The sequence below is a fragment of the Caulobacter sp. GW821-FHT05F04 genome (assembly GCF_059419665.1).
The window spans coordinates 760654-777314 of record NZ_JBWKSF010000002.1 but is presented as its reverse complement, the minus strand read 5'-3'; the positions used below and the strand labels follow the sequence as shown (position 1 = coordinate 777314).

Here is a 16661-nt window from a genome sequence, read left to right as displayed (position 1 = left end):
TCTTTGGGGCGGCGGGTCTCGCCAAAATCCGACCTTCCCGGCGTTCGCCGGGGAGATCGGAAGATGTGTCGGGCGAAGACGCTCCGCTCACATTCCGTCCAAAAAGAAAGGGCCGGTCCCTTTCGGAACCGGCCCCGTCTCCAGACTGGCGACCCGAGGGTCATCAGGTCTTAGTAGGCGAAGCGCACGCCCAGCTTGAACGTCCGGCCAACGGCGCCGGCGTAGTGGAAGGTGGTCAGGAAGTTCGGGTTCGAGGCGTAGGAACCCGCGGCCAGCGGGGACTTCTGGTCGAACACGTTGCCGACGTTGCCGTAGACCTGGACCTGATCGGTGATCTGGGCCGTGGCGTTCAGGTCGGTGTAGATGAACTTCTTGATGTGACAGAATTTCGGCGCGACCGTCTGGTTGTTGTTGGCGTAGGTGTTGCCAGCAACGCAGTCGGTGGTGCCGTAGTCGTCGGCGGCGACTTGCTTGATCTTGTTGACGAAGTAGGTCGTCGCCGAGACCGTGTAGCGGCCGAACGCTAGGGTGTTCTGCCAGTTGCCGCGCCAATCGGGCGTACCATTGCCCGACGACAGTTCGTACGGACCCAGGGTGCCGGCGTACTTCTGGACCTTACCATCGGCGGTGTGCAGGTCGTACTTCAGCACGTGGGTGACTTCGACGCGGCTGGTCCACTTGACGTCGTTCCAGACGTTCAGGTTGGCCTGGGCCGAGAAGTCGACACCCGAGGTCTGCGAGTAGTTGGCGTTCTCGAACGGCGCGTTGATGATCAGGACGCGCGGCAGGGCGTTGGGGAACAGCGGATCCGGCGCGTCCACAACGTTGCACGAGTAGCCCGGGCCCACGGCGGCCACGAGGGCGCAGCCTTCAGCCTGGGTCGCGCCCTTGAAGTACGCACCCTTCGCCTCGGAGATCTTGGAGCCGCTGACGATCAGGTTGTTCTTCTTGACGTTGTAGTAGTCGACCGTCATCGACAGCCAACGGGTCGGCTGCACGATGGTGCCCAGCGTGAAGCTGCGCGAGGTTTCCGGCTTCAGGTTCGGGTTGCCGACCAGACCCGAGCCCAGCGAGTAGGAATTGGCGTAGGGGTTGGACGAACCGCCGTGGGCGGTGACGAACGAGGTCGGCGGCACGTAGGTCGCGAAACCGGCGTACTGCGAACGCGGACCCGACTCAGCGAAGGTCGGGGCGCGGAAGCCTTCCGAGTAGGTGCCGCGGAAAGCCAGCTGCTTCATCGGCGTGTACTTGGCGCCGATCTTCGGCGAGAAGTGGCTGAAGCCTTCCGAGTAGTCGTCGTAACGGCCCGAGACGTTGACTTCCAGGTCGCTGGTGATCGGAGCCTGCACTTCGAAGAACGCGGCCTTGACCGTGTGCTTGCCGAAGGCCGACGAGGTGGTCAGGCCGTAGGTGTCCAGACGGGCGTTCTGGTTGTTGTTTTCCAGAACTTCCTTACGGATCTGACCGCCGACGGCCAGCATCATGTCACCGGCCGGCAGGGTCCACAGCTTGTGGGTGATCGAGCCGTCCAGCGACATCATCGACGAGTGCGAGTTCGTCACGACGTCAGGCGAGATCGCGTTGCGCACGGCCTCGGTGTTCTTCGACGGATCGACGAAGTTGTACGAGCCCGTGTTGATCGCGGTCATCAGGCCCGCGATGTTCAGGTAGCCGCGCTGGCGGATGCGCAGGTTGTCACGAGCGCCGACGGCGTCGACTTGCCAGTTCCAGCCGTCGCCGAACTTACCCTTCAGACCGGCGGCGCCGCGGATGACTTCGTTGACGCGGTTGCTGCCGGCCGGGATGTCGCCGAACAGATAGTAGAGACGCGCGGCGCCGTTGGCCGGATCGTTGGCGTAGGCGGCGGCGTACGGGTTGTTCGGGTTCAGCGTGCGACCCGGAGCCCCGGCGGTGGCGCAGTTCACGCCCGTCGAGCAGATCCAGACCGGCAGAGTGATCTGCAGGGCCGACAGGGCCGGAGCGGCGCCGAATGGCTGGGTGTTCTGAACGCCGCGCGGCGCGTTCTTGATGTCGACTTCGTTGCTCGAATAGCTGCCGGTGACATAGGCCTCGACGCTGTCGCTGAGGCGCATGCTCAGGCGGCCGTTGAAGGCGTAGCGCTTTTGCAGCGGCGCGATCTGGTTGTAGGCGTCGACCAGGTTCCACTTACAGCCGGTGCCGTTCACGTTGGCGCTGGTCTGCGTGAACGTGCCGTTGGCGCAGTTCAGGTTCAGCGAGGTGTAGACCTTCGACGCGTCCAGAACGGTGCCGGAGCCCGTGCGCGGATCGTTCAGGTCGCGGACGCTGGTGCGATAGACGATCGCGTTCGGCGTCTGGACGGCCATGCTGTTGTCGGCCGAGTTGTTGTCCAGGCCGCCGATCGAGGTCAGGTCGCGGTTGTTGAACGGGAAACCACGGCTGTGCGTCGTGACGCGACCGTCCTTCTGGTATTCGCCGTTGATGTAGAAGTTCCAGCCGCTCTCCTGGTAGTCGCCGTAGCCCAGGGTCAGGTCCATGCGGCGGTGCTTGGCGTCGCTATGGCCGCTTTCGCCGACTTCGGCGCTGCCGGCCACGCCGACGAAGGACTTCTTGAGCTTCAGGTTGACGACGCCGCCGATGGCGTCAGCGCCGTACGACGACGAGGCGCCGTCCTTTAGCACTTCGATCCGGTCGATCAGGCTGAACGGGATGGTGTTGAGGTCGACATAGGCGTTGTGGCCGTCGTCGTTGATCGGGAAGTTGGTCGAACGCAGGCCGTCGACCAGCACGAGGGTCGACGAAACGCCCAGACCGCGCAGCGACACGGCCGAACCGCCGGCCGAGAAGCCGCTCTGGAAGCCGGTGCCGATCGAACCGGCGCCGTCGGCCGAGATCGAGCGGATGGCGTCGGAGGCGGTGACGATGCCGGCGCGTTGCAGGTTTTCCGAGGTCAGCACGGTGACCGGCGACGGGGTTTCGGTGTCGGTGCGGCGGAACAGCGAACCGGTGACGATAATTTCCTCAACTTGCGTCTGGTCGCTTTGGGCCGCGGGCGCGGTCTGCGCGGCGGCTTGGCTGGCGCCCAGCACGGCCACGGCGGCGCCGCAGATCATGGAGGAAGCGAGCAAGCGCTCCCGGATGGACTTCGTATTCAAGGTAGTACTCCCCAGCGTCTCACATCGCGCATGCGCACATGCGCGGCTCCGGATCACGGATTGGGATCCGACTGGCGGGGAGCTACGAACTTAATGGATCTCAGGTCAACGAACATCGCGAGCCTGAAATGCGTCGCCAAACGGCTGTCGCAATAAAGTCACAGCCTTACAAGTTTGTAATGATCGCACCTATTCTGAGACTGTGAAAGAGATTGAAGTTTAGTTCACTACTATCGATAATATTATTCCATAAAAAATTATGAAATTTGATGCGCTTATCTTCCTACCTTATACTTGTACACTAAATACTGTACATTTGAAACGCATCGAAAAGCACCTAGCTTTCCGCGTAGTCGCGCTGGTGACAGAATTTTTCTTCCACATTACGGATATGTAAGCCTGAAACCTGGCGATAACGCGGCAGGTCTTGGCAAGCGGCGACCGCTGCGGGCGCCTCGCCGTAGTTTAACGTGCTGCTTCCAAGGCGAAGCTGTCACCTCGGAAAATGGCGCCGCGCTTTTATGCCGGGTTTGCATTCTCGCTAGCAGGGGCTATATGTACGGATCAGTTATGCTCACTTTCAGCATAACCTTGGCGCCGGGTCGCCAGCGGAACATCCGCGGAAGCTCCGGCGTTTTTTGAGGCCCTGGAAATGCTCACTTTGAGCATAACGGAGTATCAGATGGCTGACGGGTTTGCCGCTCCGCTCGAGTTCACCGCCCAGGTCGAGGCGGAGACCGCCGGCGTCTGGGACAAGGTCAAGCACCACGTCACCCCGATGGAGTGGCGCGTCCAGGCCCCGCTGATCGCCGAGATCAACCGCCTCAAGCGCGAGAAGAACGCCGCCATCCTGGCCCACAACTACATGACGCCGGACATCTTCCACGGCGTCGGCGATTTCGTCGGCGACAGCCTGGCCCTGGCCAAGGAGGCCGCGAAGTCGGACGCCCAGATCATCGTCCAGGCTGGCGTCCACTTCATGGCCGAGACCAGCAAGGTCCTCAGCCCCGAAAAGAAGATCCTGATCCCGGATCTGAAGGCCGGCTGCAGCCTCGCCTCCTCGATCACCGGCGCCGACGTGCGGCTGATCAAGCAGCGCTATCCGGGGATCCCGGTCGTCACCTATGTCAACACCACCGCCGACGTGAAGGCCGAGACCGACATCTGCTGCACCAGCGCCAACGCCGTGCAGGTGGTCGAGTGGGCCGCCAGGGAATGGGGCGTCGACAAGGTCATCCTGATCCCTGACGAGTATCTGGCCCGCAACGTCGCGCGCCAGACCGACGTCAAGATCATCGCCTGGGCCGGCCACTGCGAGGTGCACAAGCGCTTCACCGCCAGCGACATCGCCGACATGCGCGCGGCCTGGCCCGGCGCGGAAGTCCTGGCCCACCCCGAGTGCCCGACCGAGATCCTGGAAGCCGCCGACTTCGCCGGCTCGACCGCGGCGATGAACGACTACGTGGCCCAGCGCAAGCCGGCCCAGGTGGTGCTGATCACCGAGTGCTCGATGGCCAGCAACGTCCAGGCCGAAAGCCCGCTGACCCAGTTCATCGGCCCCTGCAACATGTGCCCGCACATGAAGCGGATCACGCTCCAGAACATCCACGACGCCCTCGTTCACGAGCAGTTCGAGGTGACGGTCGACGCCGACATCCTCGACCGCGCCCGCCTGGCCGTGCAGCGGATGATCGACCTGCCGCCGCCGGCCGTCCCGGCCCGGTACGACCTGGTCAAGGCCCGGCATCACGTGAATGTCGAGCTGATTTAACGAACTGGCTCCCTTCCCCCTTGCGGGGAAGGTGGCCGCGAAGCGGTCGGATGGGGGTGTCGGCTCTGAGCCGAGCTTACACCCCCACCCCCAACCCCTCCCCGCAAGGGGGAGGGGAGTGGAGTGTGGAATGATCGAACGCGTAGACTTCGACGGCCCCGTCATCCTCGGCGCCGGCCTGGCCGGCCTCAGCGCCGCGCTGGCCGCGCACAAGGCGCTCGTCCTGTCGCCGACCCCGCTAGCGACCGGCTGCTCCAGCGCCTGGGCGCAGGGCGGCATGGCCGCGGCGTTGTCGAGCGAGGACAGCCCGGCGCTGCACGCCGCCGACACCATCGCCGCCGGCGCGGGCCTCTGCGATCCGAAGGCCGTCGACCTGCTGACCCGCGAAGGCCCGCAGGCCGTCCGCGACCTGGCCGCTCTGGGCGCGCCGTTCGACCGCAAGACAGGTGGAGACTTCGTGCTCAGCCTGGAAGCCGCCCACGCCAGGGCCCGGGTCGCCCGGGTCGGCGGCGACGGCGCGGGCGCGGCGATCATGGCCGCCGTCATCGCCGCCGTCCGCGCCGTCCCGACCATCGAGGTCCGCGAGACCGCCCGCGCCCGTCGTCTGCTTCAGGACGCGACCGGCCGCGTGGTCGGGGTCCTGGCCGAGATCGACGGCGAGCTCGTGGAGATCCGCGCCAAGGCGGTGATCCTGGCCACCGGCGGCATCGGCGGCCTCTACGCCGTCACCACCACGCCCAAGGAGGTGCGCGGCGAGGGCCTGGGCTTGGCCGCCCTGGCCGGCGCGACGATCGCCGATCCGGAGTTCGTGCAGTTCCACCCCACGGCCATCGACATCGGCCGCGATCCCGCCCCGCTGGCCACCGAGGCCCTGCGCGGCGAGGGCGCGATCCTGCGCAATGTCGACGGTCGCGCCTTCATGGCCGACTATCACCCGGCCCGCGAGCTGGCCCCGCGCGACGTGGTGGCCCGCGCCATCCACGCCGAGCGCGAATCCGGGCGCGGCGCGTTCCTCGACGCCGTCGCCGCCGTCGGCCCGCACTTCCCCAAGGAATTCCCGGCCGTGTTCGAGGCCTGCCGCGCGGGCGGCCTGGACCCGCGCCGCGAGATGATCCCGGTCGTCCCTGCGGTGCACTACCACATGGGCGGGGTCGCCACGGACCTGGACGGCCGCGCCAGCCTGCCGGGCCTCTACGCCGCCGGCGAGTGCGCCTCGACCGGCGTCCAGGGCGCCAACCGCCTGGCCTCCAACAGCCTGCTGGAAGCGGCCGTGTTCGGCGCCCGCGCCGGCCACGCGGCGGCGGCCGAGGGTCAAGCGGGCGGCGAACCGGTCAGCCTGGAGCCCTTGCCCGACCTGCCCGACGCCGCCTTCCAGGTGCTGCGCAAGGCCATGAGCCGCGACGCCGGGGTGATCCGCGACGAAGCGGGCCTGACCCGCCTGCTGGAACAGATCGACGCCCTGGAGCCCGCCTACGGCCCCTGCCCGCCCCTGGTCGCCGCCCGGCTGATCGTCGACACCGCCCTGGCCCGCCAGGAAAGCCGCGGCGGCCACTATCGCCGCGACTTCCCCGCGACCGCCGAGCCGGTCCGCACCTTCGTCACCCTCACGAGCGCGGACGCCGCCGTCCGCTACGCCGCCGAATGATTATCCAACCTCTGGACGACATCCTCGTCCGCCCGATCGTCGACCACGCCCTGGCCGAGGACCTGGGCCGGGCCGGCGACATCACCGGCCAGGCCTGCATCGACCCGGACGCCCGCCTGTCGGTGGTCTGGGCCAGCCGCCAGGACGGCCGGGTCTCGGGCCTGTCCTGCGCGCGCCTGGCGCTGGCGGCCCTCGACCCGACCGCGACCTTCGAGGTCGCGGCCCCGGACGGCTCGGATGTCATGCCGGGCGCGATCCTGGCCCGCGCCGAGGGTAACGCCCGCGCCGTGCTGGCCGCCGAACGCACGGGGCTGAACCTGCTGGGCCGGCTGTCGGGCGTCGCCACCCTGACGCGGGCCTATGTCCGCCTGGTCGAGGGCACGGGGGCGACCATCGTCGACACCCGCAAGACCACGCCGGGCCTGCGGGCCCTGGAGAAATACGCCGTCCGCTGCGGCGGCGGGGTCAATCACCGCTTCGGCCTGGATGACGCCATCCTGATCAAGGACAACCACGTCGCCGCCTGCGGCGGGGTCGGCGAAGCCGTGAGGCGCGCCCGCGCCCATGCCGGCCACCTGGTCAAGGTGGAGGTCGAGGTCGACAGCCTGGACCAGCTGGACGAGGCCCTCAAGCATCGGCCGGATGTGGTGATGCTGGACAATTTCAGCCTCGACGACCTGAAGACCGCCGTGCGCCTGGCCAAGGGCCGCGCGGTGCTGGAGGCCTCGGGCGGGGTGAACCTGACCACCGTCCGGGCCATCGCCGAGACCGGCGTCGACGTGATCAGCGTCGGGGCGCTGACCCACTCGGCGCCGGTGCTGGATATCGGGCTGGACGCGGTTTAGTCGAAGCCAGAAATAGCTTGTCATCCCGGCCGCGGCGAAGCGGACAGCCGGGACCCAGGGGCCAATGCAATGCGGCTGTCCCTGGGTCCCGGACAAGCCCTGCGGGCTTTCCGGGATGACAAGAATGGTTTGCGGTCAGAAGACCTTCATCAACTCCCGCGCCACCATCGCCGCCAGCACGCCCGTCGAAATCACGAACAGCAGGAACCGCACCGGCACCAGGTTGATGCTGATCTGCAGCAGGCTGTGCAGCACCCGCACGCCGACATAGACCCAGGCGAAATGCACCGCCATCGGGTCGGCGTGGCCCGCGACCTGGATGGCCAGCGCCGCCGCGTAGAAGATCGTCGGCTGCTCCATCAGGTGGTTGTAGTTGTCGGCCGCCTGCCGCGCGGAATCCGGCAGGATGTCCAGCGAGCCCGGAAAGCGGGCGTCCTGCGGCTTGACCCCGGCCTTCTGCATCGCCGGGATCCGCTGGACGTACATCCAGACCCAGATCACCAGCGACCAGGCCACCAGCGCCATCACCGGCGCGATCATCGAACTATTCACGTAAACCCTCCCCTTGTTTTGGGAAAGCCTAACGGGATAACGCCGATATCGGAAGGGTGACGTTGGGGGACGGCGCTAACCTTGGCCCCGATCCCGGAACGGATCGGCCGGATAGACCCCCAGGATCTCGAACTTCTCCGAGAAGAACTTCAGCTCGTCCAGCGCCAGGGCCAGCGAGCGATCCTCCGGCCGGCCGTCGACCTCGGCGTAGAAAAAGGTCGCCGTGAAGTTCCCGCCTTCCATGTAGCTTTCCAGCTTGGTCATGTTGACGCCGTTGGTCGCGAAGCCGCCAAGCGCCTTGTACAGCGCCGCCGGCAGGTTGCGGACGCGGAACACGAAACTGGTCACGCAACGGTGGGTGAAGTCCGGGGCCGGCGGGGTCTTGTCGGCCGTCATCACCAGGAAGCGGGTGGTGTTGTGGCGCTCGTCCTCGATGTCGCGGGCCAGAATGTCCAGGCCGTAGATCTCGGCCGCCAGGGCCGGGGCGACCGCGCCGTGGGTCGGGTTGGGCTTCAGGGCCAGGGCCTTGGCCGCCCCGGCCGTGTCGCCGGCGGCTTCGGTGTCCACGCCCAGGCGCTTGAGGCTGTTGCGGCATTGGGACAGCGCGATCGGCATCGAGCTGACCACCTTCACGTCCTCCAGCTTGACGCCCTTGTTGGCCATCAGTTGGAAGCGGATCGGCTTGAAGCGCTCGCCGATGATCTTCAGGCCCGAGGCCGGCAGCAGGTGGTGGACGTCGGCGACCCGGCCAGCGATCGAATTCTCGATCGGGATCATGCCCAGGGCGGCGATCCCGGTCTTGATGGCCTCGAACGCCTCCTCGAAGGTCTTGCAGGGATAGGCCTCGTAGTCCGGGAAGTAGGTCCGGCACGCCTCGTGGCTGTTGGCGCCGGGCTCGCCCTGGAAGGCGATCTTCTTGAGGATGCTCATGCGTTTTCCTCGGCCTGCTTACGGGCCGCTTCGAGGTCGGAAGGATTGTCGACGGAAATGGGCGCGCTCGTCGCCACGGCGGCGCGGATGGTCAGGCCCAGCTCGAGGGCGCGCAGTTGCTCCAGCTTCTCGCGCTTCTCGAGGGCGGACGGCGCGGCGTCGTTGAACACCACCAGCGCCTCGCGGCGATAGCCGTAGAGGCCGATGTGGCGCCATACCGGCCCGTCGCCATAGAGCGTCGAACGGGTGAAATAGAGCGCGCGGCCGCTTTGCCCGTCGTCCTCCATGGCCAGGACGGCCTTGACCACGTCCGGGTTCGAGCGGTCGGCGATTGATGCTTCCGGGGCGACGACGGTGGCGATATCGGCGTCGTCGAACTCCTTAAGTATCCGGGCGCAGTCGCTCAGCACGGCCGGATCGACGAACGGCATGTCGCCCTGCAGGTTGATCACGACGTCATGTTCGAACCCCGGATCGAGTTCGGCCAGCGCCGCCAGAATCCGGTCCGAACCCGATGGCAGATCAGGATCGGTCAGCACCGCCACGCCGCCAGCGGCTTGAACGGCCTCAACGATTTCGCGATCGCCGGCCGCCACGGCGACAGGGCCAATGCCGGCCGCCAGGGCCTGGTCCAGAACCCGGACGATCATCGGCGTCCCGCCGATGTCGGCCAGCGGTTTGTTGGGCAGACGCGTCGCGGCCATCCGCGCGGGGATCAGGACGATCGGGTTCATGGCGGTTCTGGGTCTCAAATCTTTGCGGACCGGTTGCGCGAGGGGCGGTAGCGTGTAAGAGACGCGAGCGCAACATGACGTGCGCTGGAGACTCGTATCGCGAGTCCGAGGCGCTGGTTCAAAGCCCGCCCTGGGGTGGGCCGACAAGAGGCTGACTAGGCTGAAATGAGCGACCTGACGTTCAACAAGATCGCTGGCGGCGTGCTGCTGACCGGCCTCATCATCTTTGGTCTGCGAGAAGCGTCGGACATCGTCTTCAAGAAGCATGAAGTCGAGAAGGCCGGCTACGAGATCGCGGTCCAGGAAGACTCCGCCGGCGGCGCCGCCGCGGCGGTCGACACCCCGCCCGACTGGAACGCGGTCCTGACCCCGGCCAACGCGGCCGCCGGCGCCGCCGTCTCGGCCAAGTGCGCGGCCTGCCACAAGCTGGACGCCTCGAACGCCAACGCCACCGGCCCGGGCCTCTGGGACGTCGTCGGCCGCAAGCCGGCCGGCCACCCGGGCTTCAACTATTCGGGCGCGATGAAGGACTTCTCGGGCAAGACCCCGGTGTGGGACTACGACGCCCTGTACACCTTCCTGAAGGCCCCGGGTAAGGACGTCCCCGGCACCAACATGACCTTCGTGGGTCTGAAGAAGCCGGAAGATCGCATCGCGGTCATCGCCTACCTGCACAGCCTCGGCTCGAAGCTGCCGATCCCGCCGCCGCGTCCGGCCGCCGCCGCCGCTCCGGCCGAAGGCGCGCCCGCCGCCGACGCCGCGGCCCCGGCCGCTCCGGGCGGCACGACGGCTCCGGCCGCTGGCGCCGCCGCTGCTCCGGCCGCTCCGGCCGCCGGTGGCGCGACGGCCCCGCCGAAGGCCTAAGCCTTCCAAGGCTGACAAGATCGAAGAGGCCGCGCAGCGAAAGCTGCGCGGCCTTTTTGTTTGGCTGTGACCTTGCCTTAAATACACACGGTCCCCCTCCCTGAAGGAGAGGGAGTTGGGTGTTAAACCCGCCGATATCCCAGCACCGCGCCCGTCGGCGTCGCTTCGATCCGGGCGATCGCCTCGGCCAGGGGCTCGATCGCCGTGGCCATGTGGTGGGCGTTGGCGTGGAGGATGGTGTCGGGGTCCAGCAGGATGGCCACGTGGCCCTTCCAGAACACCAGGTCGCCGCGCCGGCGGTCGGCCTCGGCGATCTCCGGGAAGAAGCCGCGCTGCATGTCGGTGTCCCTCGGGCAGGCCCGCGCGCAGGCGTAGAGCGCCTGCTGCACCAGGCCCGAGCAGTCCAGGCCCAGGCTCTCGCGGCCGCCCCACTGGTAGGGCGCGCCCAGGAAGCGCATCGCCACGGCGACATAGTCCTTCTCGCCCCGGCCGATCGGGGTCAGGTGCGCGTCGACGAACCAGCCCGTGCCGGCGGCCTTGGCGAAGCGGCCCTCGCGGGCCTCGATCGTCACAAGGCTGTTGAGGCTGTAGAGCCCCTCCGGCCGCGACTTGATGTCGGGCTTGCTGAAGGCGTAGGTGCGGATCGCCGACACCGCGTGGGTCGGCGGGTGGCCCTGCTCGATCAGGTCGCCGGTCGCGACATAGCCGACATAGCCGTCGCGCGGGGCCTGGCCCCAGGCGAAGCCGTCCTTTTCCTCCAGCACCCGGAAGACCTCGCCGAACAACAGCTGGTCCCACTGCTCGGCGTCGGGCGCGGCGGCGGCGCGGATGGCGGCCGCGGGCGCGGCGCAGACCATCAATCGGCTGGCCGCGTAGCGCTCGGCCGGGACCAGGCCCTCCAGGCGCTGGTCGGCCAGGTCGGGCCGGGCCAGGGTGATCCGAGTGTCCAAAGTCATGCGAAACGGCCCTTGAGCATGGCGAAGGCGGCGCGGATGGCCTGGACTTCCCCGCCGACCGGGAATCCGGGGCGCGCCTTGGGGTTCCAGGCGAAGACGTCGAAGTGGGCCCAGGGTCCCACACCTTCAGCATTTGGGGCGAAGCGCTGCAGGAACAAGGCCGCCGTGGTCGCCCCGGCCTGGGCCCAGCCGTCGGGATCGTTCTTGAGGTCGGCGATGTCGCTGTCCAGGGCCTCGCGATAGGCCTCGGTCAAGGGCATCCGCCACAGCGCGTCGGCGACGGTTTTCGACGCCGTCTCCAGCTGGCCGGCCAGCTTGTCGTCGGGCGTCCAGAACGGGATCACGAACGGCCCCATGGCCATGCGCGCCGCGCCGGTCAGGGTGGCGAAGTCCAGGGTCAGGGCGGGCTTCAGCTCGGCGGCGCGGGTCAGGGCGTCGGCCAGGATCAGCCGGCCCTCGGCGTCGGTGTTACCCACTTCGACGGTCAGGCCGGCGCGGGTCCGCAGCACGTCGCCCGGGCGCATGGCGTCGCCGGCGATGGCGTTCTCGACCACCGGGGTCAGGATGACCAGCCGCACCGGCAGCCCGGCCTCCATGACCATCCGGCCCAGGGCCAGGGCGTGGGCGGCGCCGCCCATGTCCTTCTTCATCAGCCGCATCCCGGCCGAGGGCTTGATGTCCAGGCCGCCGGTGTCGAACACCACGCCTTTCCCCACGAGGGCCACGACCGGGTGGGCTACATCGCCCCAGGTGATCTCGATCATGCGGGGGCTGCGCGCCTCGACTGCGGCGCGGCCCACGGCGTGGACGGCGGGATAGCCCTGGGTCAGCAGGTCGTCGCCGGTGATGACGGAGAACCCCGCGCCGTACTTCTCGGCGATCTCGCGGGCGATGGTCTCGATCTGCAGCGGCCCCATGTCGTTGGCCGGGGTGTTGACCATGTCGCGGGCCAGGGCGCAGGCGTGGGCCGTGGCGGTCACGGTGGCGGCGTCGACGCCCTTGGGCGCCACCAGCCGGGCGATCGGCTCGCCGCGCTTCTTGTAGCGGTCGAAGCGATAGGTCCCCAGGGCGAAGGCCAGGGCCGCCTGCTCCGGATCGACACCGCGCGGCAGCTTCGAGAGGGCGTACTCTCCGGCTGGCAGCTTGCCCGCCAGGGTGCGGAACAGCGACAGATCAACGCGGCCGGCGCCGGCGCCCAGCAGCACCTGCTCGACGGCGCCGCTGGATCCGGGCACAGCCAGCACCTGGCCGGCCTTGGCCGTGAACGCGTTGGCGGCGGCGTAAGTCCTTACGGGCGCGCGCTTTCTGGCCAGGAAGCCCTCGAGTTCGGCCTCGCTCACCGGATGGACCGGGATCGCCTGCCCCTGCGCCGAGGCCAGGATCGGATGCGTCGCGTCGGACATCGACGAAGTCCTTTAAAATTATGCTTAACGATTCCTTGAGGGCCGCGCCCGGACAATGGGCGAACCTTCTGGAGACATGTCTTTCATGTGTCGCAAGCGCGCGCTCGTCGCAACCCTGCTCGCCCCGGCCGTCCTGCTGATCGCGCCGGCCGCCTTCGCCGCCGACTCCGCCAAGCCCGCCCAGGTCGAGGCCGCCAAGGCCGCGCCGGTCAAGGCCTCGCCGCAGCAGCGCGCCGAGGCCCGCCGCCTCGACCCGCTGGCCCGCGCCGCCTTCTGGGGCGCGGAGTTCGAGACCGACCCGGCCGACGCCGAGGCCGGCGCCGCCCTGGCCCAGTCCCTGCGCGCCCTGGGCCGCAATGACGACGCCGCCGGGGCCGCGACCAAGGGCCTGGTCTCCCGTCCCGACGACGCCCCGCTGCTGCTGGAGCTGGCCCGCGCCCACATCGCCCGGGGCCAGGGCTTCTACGCCATCGAGCCGGCCCGCAAGGCCGCCGCCCTTAATCCCCGCGACTGGCGTCCGCTGACCCTGCTGGGCGTGGCCTACGAGCAGGCCGAGCGCGACGACGAGGCCGAGGCCGCGCACCGCCAGGCTCTGGCGCTGGCGCCGACCGAGGCCACGCCGCTGGCCAACTACGCCATGCACCTGGCCGCCAAGGGCGACCTGGTCGGCGCCGAGGTCCAGCTGCGCCGCGCCGCCGCCCTGCCCTCGGCCGGCATCCAGGTGCGCCAGAACCTAGCTCTGGTGGTCGGTCTGCAAGGCCGCCTGCCGGAAGCCGAGAAACTGGCCCGCGCCGATCTGCCGCCCGAGCAGGTCAGCAACAACCTGGCCTATCTGCGCGCCGCCCTCGGCCAGGCCGGCTCCGGCCGCAGCTGGGACGCGATGAAGGCCGGCGGCGGGCAGTAGGCCCTCAGGCCTTGCCGGCCTTGAGGTAGGCCGTCAGCAGCAGCACCAGTTGGCCTTGCAGCCGCGCCTCGAAGGCGGGCGTGGCCTGGCCGTCCAAGATCGAGCGCACCGGCCCGACCAGGGCGTTCAGCGCGATCGACGCCGTCATGGCGGGGTCCTCGAACCGCGCGTCAGGCGCGGTGGCCAGCAGGACCGTGACCGCCGCTTCGATGCGCTTGTAGACGCGGGCCGCCAGCTCGAATCCGCCCCGCTCGCCCGCCACGGCGTAGAGCGCCCGGGACTCGCCGGCGTCGCGCAGCTTGGCCGCCATGTAGCCCTCGACCAGAGCCTCGGCCATCCGGGCGACCGGAAGGCCCCGGCTGTCGAGACACACCCGCTCCATCGCGTCGGCGATGCCGCTCAGGTGCCGCTCCAGCACCGCCGCCAGCAGGGCGTCGCGGTTGGGGTAGTACTGATAGACGCTGCCGACCGACATGCCGGCCCGCTCAGCGATCCGCGTGGTGGTGCAGCGGCTGAGACCCTCGCGGGTCAGAACCTGAATCACGGCGGTGTGCAGCGCCTCGATCGTGGCCGCCGACCGGGCCTGGACCGGCTGTTTCCTTGGCTTCAGGGGCGCTGCGAGGGCGGTCATCGAAAGCGAATTCCAAACCTGAAGGATTCTTCAGATGCTCCAGCTCGCGTTGAGACGCAAGCAAGGGAAGTCAGCATGACCAGCATCGACACCTCCAGCCTGGATCGGGCCGGGACCTTCAAGCTCGGCGACCGCGCCGTCCGGCGGCTGGGCTATGGGGCGATGCAGCTGGCCGGCCCGCATGTGTTCGGCCCACCCAAGGATCGCGCGGCGGCTCTGGCCGTGCTGCGCGAGGCCGTGGCTCTGGGGGTCAACCACATCGACACCAGCGACTATTACGGCCCCCATGTCACCAACGAGATCATCCGCGAGGCGCTGCACCCCTATGCCGACGACCTGGTGATCGTCACCAAGATCGGCGCGCGGCGGGGCGACGACGGCGCGTGGCTGACGGCGACCTCGCCCGCCGAGCTGAGGTCGGCGGTGCATGACAACCTGCGCCGCCTGGGGCTGGAGGCGCTGGACGTGGTCAACTACCGCGCCATGTTCGACATGATGGGTCCGGCCGAGGGCTCGATCGCCGAGCCGTTGGGCGTCCTGGCCGACCTGAAGCGCGAGGGGCTGGTGCGCCAGATCGGGATCAGCAACGTCACGCGGGCCCAGGTCGCCGAGGCGCGAAGCCTCACCGACATCGCCTGCGTGCAGAACATGTACAATCTGGTCCACCGCCACGACGACGCGATGGTCGACGACCTGGCCAAGGCCGGGATCGCCTATACGCCGTTCTTCCCGCTGGGCGGCTTCTCGCCGCTGCAGTCGTCGGCCCTGTCGGCCGTGGCCGAGCGTCTCGGCGCCACGCCGATGCAGACAGCCCTGGCCTGGCTGCTGCGCCGGTCGCCCAACATCCTGCTGATCCCCGGCACCTCGTCGGTCGCCCACCTGCGCGAGAACCTGGCGGCGGCGGACCTGGAATTGTCGGACGCGGTGATGGCGGAGCTGGAAGCCGTGGCGACCTGAACGCCTAGGCGCCGCCGCGAACCTCCGCCGGGACCGCCGTCCGGTCTCCGGTCGCCCGCGGCGTGATCAGGCCCCCAGCGCCTGGGTGAGCACCCGGCTGGCCTTGGTGAGAAAGCCCAGCAGCGGCATCGCCACCATGTTCTTCATGGTGAACGCCAGAAACGCCGCCAGGCCCGCCACCAGCGCCGTCTCGATGGCCGCGCCTCCCTCTTCCGCGGCCGCGAACGCGCGGACCGGAGGGCCCTTCCCCATGTGTTTCATCCCACTGTCCCAAATCGAAACCGAGGGGTCGGGTCAGCGCAAGCCGCGCGCCACGCCTTGGACGGGTCTTTTAGGGGTGGGAAGCCTCAGTGCTTCCCGAAGATGTCCTGCACCTTCAGGATCGCCGGGCCCAGGATCATGACGAACAGCACCGGCAGGAAGAACACGATCATCGGCACGGTCAGCTGGGCCGGCAGGGCCGCGGCCTTCTTCTCGGCGGCCGAGAGGCGCAGCTCGCGGTTTTCCTTGGCCATGACCCGCAGGGCCGTGCCCAGCGGCGTGCCGTAGCGCTCGGCCTGGATCATGGCGGTGGCCACGGACTTGATGCCCGGATGGTTGGTCCGGCGCGCCAGGTTCTCATAGGCCAGGCGGCGGTCGGGCAGGTACGACAGTTCGGCGGTGAGCAGGGACAGCTCCTCGGCCAGCTCCATCGACGAGGCGCCGACTTCCGAGCCGACCTTCTGGATGGCCGCCTCGATCGACATCCCGCTTTCCACGCAGATCAGCAGCAGGTCCAGCGAATCCGGGAAGGCCGCCACGATCGACTCGCGGCGCTTCTGGGCGATGTTGCTGATGTAGACGTTGGGTGCGTAGTAGCCGAGGGCCAGGGCCGCGACGCAGGCGCACAGCTTCTGCATCGGCAACAGGCCGAAGCCGTTGACGACATTGAGATAGAACCCGACCACCCCGGCGAACACGAACGGCGCCACGAAGCGGAAGAAATAGAAGGTGGTCACCGGGCGCGGGCCGCGGAAGCCGGCCTGGGCCAGGTTGTCGACGACCTTGGGATCCTCGAGCAGCCGCGACAGCTGCAGCCGCTCGACGACGTTCTTGTAGAGGCCCTCGTCCTGGTGGCGCAGGGTGCCGCCCGTCGCGCCGCGCGAGGCGATGTTCTGGCGCGATCTTCGACGCAGCTCCTCGCGGCGGTTGGCCACCGACTTCAGGCGGCCCTCGAGGTTGTTGTCGCGCAGCGCCGGCGAGGCCAGGGTGATGATCGTGGCGAACGTCACCAGGGCGATGAACGCCGTCAGCAGGTTCGAGGGATCGGTCAGGGCGGTGGCGAGACTCACGGCG

At 68.5% G+C, this 16661-nt stretch carries 15 protein-coding genes; 6 read left to right on the top strand and 9 right to left on the bottom strand.

The annotated features are described in order from the left end of the window. Positions 1–170 precede the first annotated feature (170 nt). Positions 171–3107 carry a TonB-dependent receptor plug domain-containing protein gene (locus AC07R7_RS08080; RefSeq protein WP_494634768.1) on the bottom strand — a complete coding sequence of 979 codons (2937 nt, stop codon included), beginning with the start codon at positions 3105–3107 and terminating at the stop codon, positions 171–173. 709 nt (positions 3108–3816) lie between these two features. Between AC07R7_RS08080 and nadA the strand changes: the two genes are divergently transcribed. From nadA to nadC, 3 genes are all read left to right on the top strand, one after another. Then, entirely contained in the window at positions 3817–4905 is a 1089-nt protein-coding gene (gene nadA / locus AC07R7_RS08075; protein WP_492836987.1) for a quinolinate synthase NadA, read from the top strand. A 130-nt stretch (positions 4906–5035) separates the two neighbouring features. Continuing rightward, on the top strand, positions 5036–6550 hold the full coding sequence (locus tag AC07R7_RS08070) for an L-aspartate oxidase (RefSeq protein WP_494634767.1): 1515 nt from the start codon (positions 5036–5038) through the stop codon (positions 6548–6550). Then, the gene (gene nadC / locus AC07R7_RS08065) at positions 6547–7395 is read left to right on the top strand and encodes a carboxylating nicotinate-nucleotide diphosphorylase (protein ID WP_494634766.1); all 849 of its coding nucleotides are present in this window, start codon (positions 6547–6549) and stop codon (positions 7393–7395) included. The genes AC07R7_RS08070 and nadC overlap by 4 nt, the downstream gene beginning before the upstream one ends. Positions 7396–7530: 135 nt before the next feature. Here the strand turns inward: nadC and AC07R7_RS08060 are convergent, their stop codons facing one another. From AC07R7_RS08060 to AC07R7_RS08050, 3 genes are all read right to left on the bottom strand, one after another. After that, positions 7531–7947, bottom strand: coding sequence for an MAPEG family protein (locus tag AC07R7_RS08060; RefSeq protein ID WP_494634765.1), 417 nt, complete (start codon positions 7945–7947; stop codon positions 7531–7533). A 75-nt stretch (positions 7948–8022) separates the two neighbouring features. Further along, positions 8023–8877: a prephenate dehydratase gene (locus AC07R7_RS08055; protein WP_494634764.1), complete on the bottom strand. Its 855-nt coding sequence runs from the start codon at positions 8875–8877 to the stop codon at positions 8023–8025. Further along, on the bottom strand, positions 8874–9611 hold the full coding sequence (locus AC07R7_RS08050; RefSeq protein WP_494634763.1) for a 3-deoxy-manno-octulosonate cytidylyltransferase: 738 nt from the start codon (positions 9609–9611) through the stop codon (positions 8874–8876). The genes AC07R7_RS08055 and AC07R7_RS08050 overlap by 4 nt, the downstream gene beginning before the upstream one ends. A 165-nt stretch (positions 9612–9776) precedes the next feature. Here AC07R7_RS08050 and AC07R7_RS08045 point away from each other — a divergent pair, with 165 nt between their 5' ends. Then, positions 9777–10475, top strand: a complete 699-nt coding sequence (locus AC07R7_RS08045; RefSeq protein WP_492836993.1) for a c-type cytochrome — start codon at positions 9777–9779, stop codon at positions 10473–10475. A gap of 122 nt (positions 10476–10597) precedes the next feature. Here AC07R7_RS08045 and AC07R7_RS08040 read toward each other — a convergent pair whose 3' ends face one another. After that, positions 10598–11431 (bottom strand): C40 family peptidase, encoded by an 834-nt coding sequence (locus tag AC07R7_RS08040; RefSeq protein WP_494634762.1) that lies wholly within the window; start codon positions 11429–11431, stop codon positions 10598–10600. Beyond that, on the bottom strand, positions 11428–12834 hold the full coding sequence (locus AC07R7_RS08035) for a leucyl aminopeptidase family protein (protein WP_494634761.1): 1407 nt from the start codon (positions 12832–12834) through the stop codon (positions 11428–11430). Before AC07R7_RS08035 ends, AC07R7_RS08040 begins: the two co-directional genes overlap by 4 nt. A gap of 85 nt (positions 12835–12919) precedes the next feature. Here AC07R7_RS08035 and AC07R7_RS08030 point away from each other — a divergent pair, with 85 nt between their 5' ends. Beyond that, positions 12920–13738 carry a tetratricopeptide repeat protein gene (locus AC07R7_RS08030; protein ID WP_494634760.1) on the top strand — a complete coding sequence of 273 codons (819 nt, stop codon included), beginning with the start codon at positions 12920–12922 and terminating at the stop codon, positions 13736–13738. A 4-nt stretch (positions 13739–13742) separates the two neighbouring features. Here the strand turns inward: AC07R7_RS08030 and AC07R7_RS08025 are convergent, their stop codons facing one another. Continuing rightward, the gene (locus tag AC07R7_RS08025) at positions 13743–14369 is read right to left on the bottom strand and encodes a TetR/AcrR family transcriptional regulator (RefSeq protein WP_494634759.1); all 627 of its coding nucleotides are present in this window, start codon (positions 14367–14369) and stop codon (positions 13743–13745) included. A gap of 75 nt (positions 14370–14444) precedes the next feature. Here AC07R7_RS08025 and AC07R7_RS08020 point away from each other — a divergent pair, with 75 nt between their 5' ends. Continuing rightward, positions 14445–15326, top strand: coding sequence for an aldo/keto reductase family oxidoreductase (locus tag AC07R7_RS08020; protein ID WP_494634758.1), 882 nt, complete (start codon positions 14445–14447; stop codon positions 15324–15326). A gap of 66 nt (positions 15327–15392) precedes the next feature. Here the strand turns inward: AC07R7_RS08020 and AC07R7_RS08015 are convergent, their stop codons facing one another. Both AC07R7_RS08015 and AC07R7_RS08010 read right to left on the bottom strand, forming a co-directional pair. Beyond that, positions 15393–15578, bottom strand: coding sequence for a hypothetical protein (locus AC07R7_RS08015; protein ID WP_494634757.1), 186 nt, complete (start codon positions 15576–15578; stop codon positions 15393–15395). Positions 15579–15673: 95 nt separating this feature from the next. After that, positions 15674–16657, bottom strand: coding sequence for a type II secretion system F family protein (locus tag AC07R7_RS08010; protein ID WP_492886013.1), 984 nt, complete (start codon positions 16655–16657; stop codon positions 15674–15676). Positions 16658–16661 lie beyond the last annotated feature (4 nt).

Excerpts from the sequence above, each read along its gene's own strand:
- nadC (WP_494634766.1), top strand. The coding sequence starts at position 6,547 with ATGATTATCCAACCTCTGGACGACATCCTCGTCCGCCCGATCGTCGAC.
- AC07R7_RS08055 (WP_494634764.1), bottom strand. The coding sequence starts at position 8,877 with ATGAGCATCCTCAAGAAGATCGCCTTCCAGGGCGAGCCCGGCGCCAAC.
- AC07R7_RS08020 (WP_494634758.1), top strand. The coding sequence starts at position 14,445 with ATGACCAGCATCGACACCTCCAGCCTGGATCGGGCCGGGACCTTCAAG.
- AC07R7_RS08025 (WP_494634759.1), bottom strand. The coding sequence starts at position 14,369 with ATGACCGCCCTCGCAGCGCCCCTGAAGCCAAGGAAACAGCCGGTCCAG.
- nadA (WP_492836987.1), top strand. The coding sequence starts at position 3,817 with ATGGCTGACGGGTTTGCCGCTCCGCTCGAGTTCACCGCCCAGGTCGAG.
- AC07R7_RS08050 (WP_494634763.1), bottom strand. The coding sequence starts at position 9,611 with ATGAACCCGATCGTCCTGATCCCCGCGCGGATGGCCGCGACGCGTCTG.
- AC07R7_RS08045 (WP_492836993.1), top strand. The coding sequence starts at position 9,777 with ATGAGCGACCTGACGTTCAACAAGATCGCTGGCGGCGTGCTGCTGACC.
- AC07R7_RS08035 (WP_494634761.1), bottom strand. The coding sequence starts at position 12,834 with ATGTCCGACGCGACGCATCCGATCCTGGCCTCGGCGCAGGGGCAGGCG.
- AC07R7_RS08040 (WP_494634762.1), bottom strand. The coding sequence starts at position 11,431 with ATGACTTTGGACACTCGGATCACCCTGGCCCGGCCCGACCTGGCCGAC.
- AC07R7_RS08015 (WP_494634757.1), bottom strand. The coding sequence starts at position 15,578 with ATGGGGAAGGGCCCTCCGGTCCGCGCGTTCGCGGCCGCGGAAGAGGGA.
- AC07R7_RS08030 (WP_494634760.1), top strand. The coding sequence starts at position 12,920 with ATGTGTCGCAAGCGCGCGCTCGTCGCAACCCTGCTCGCCCCGGCCGTC.
- AC07R7_RS08070 (WP_494634767.1), top strand. The coding sequence starts at position 5,036 with ATGATCGAACGCGTAGACTTCGACGGCCCCGTCATCCTCGGCGCCGGC.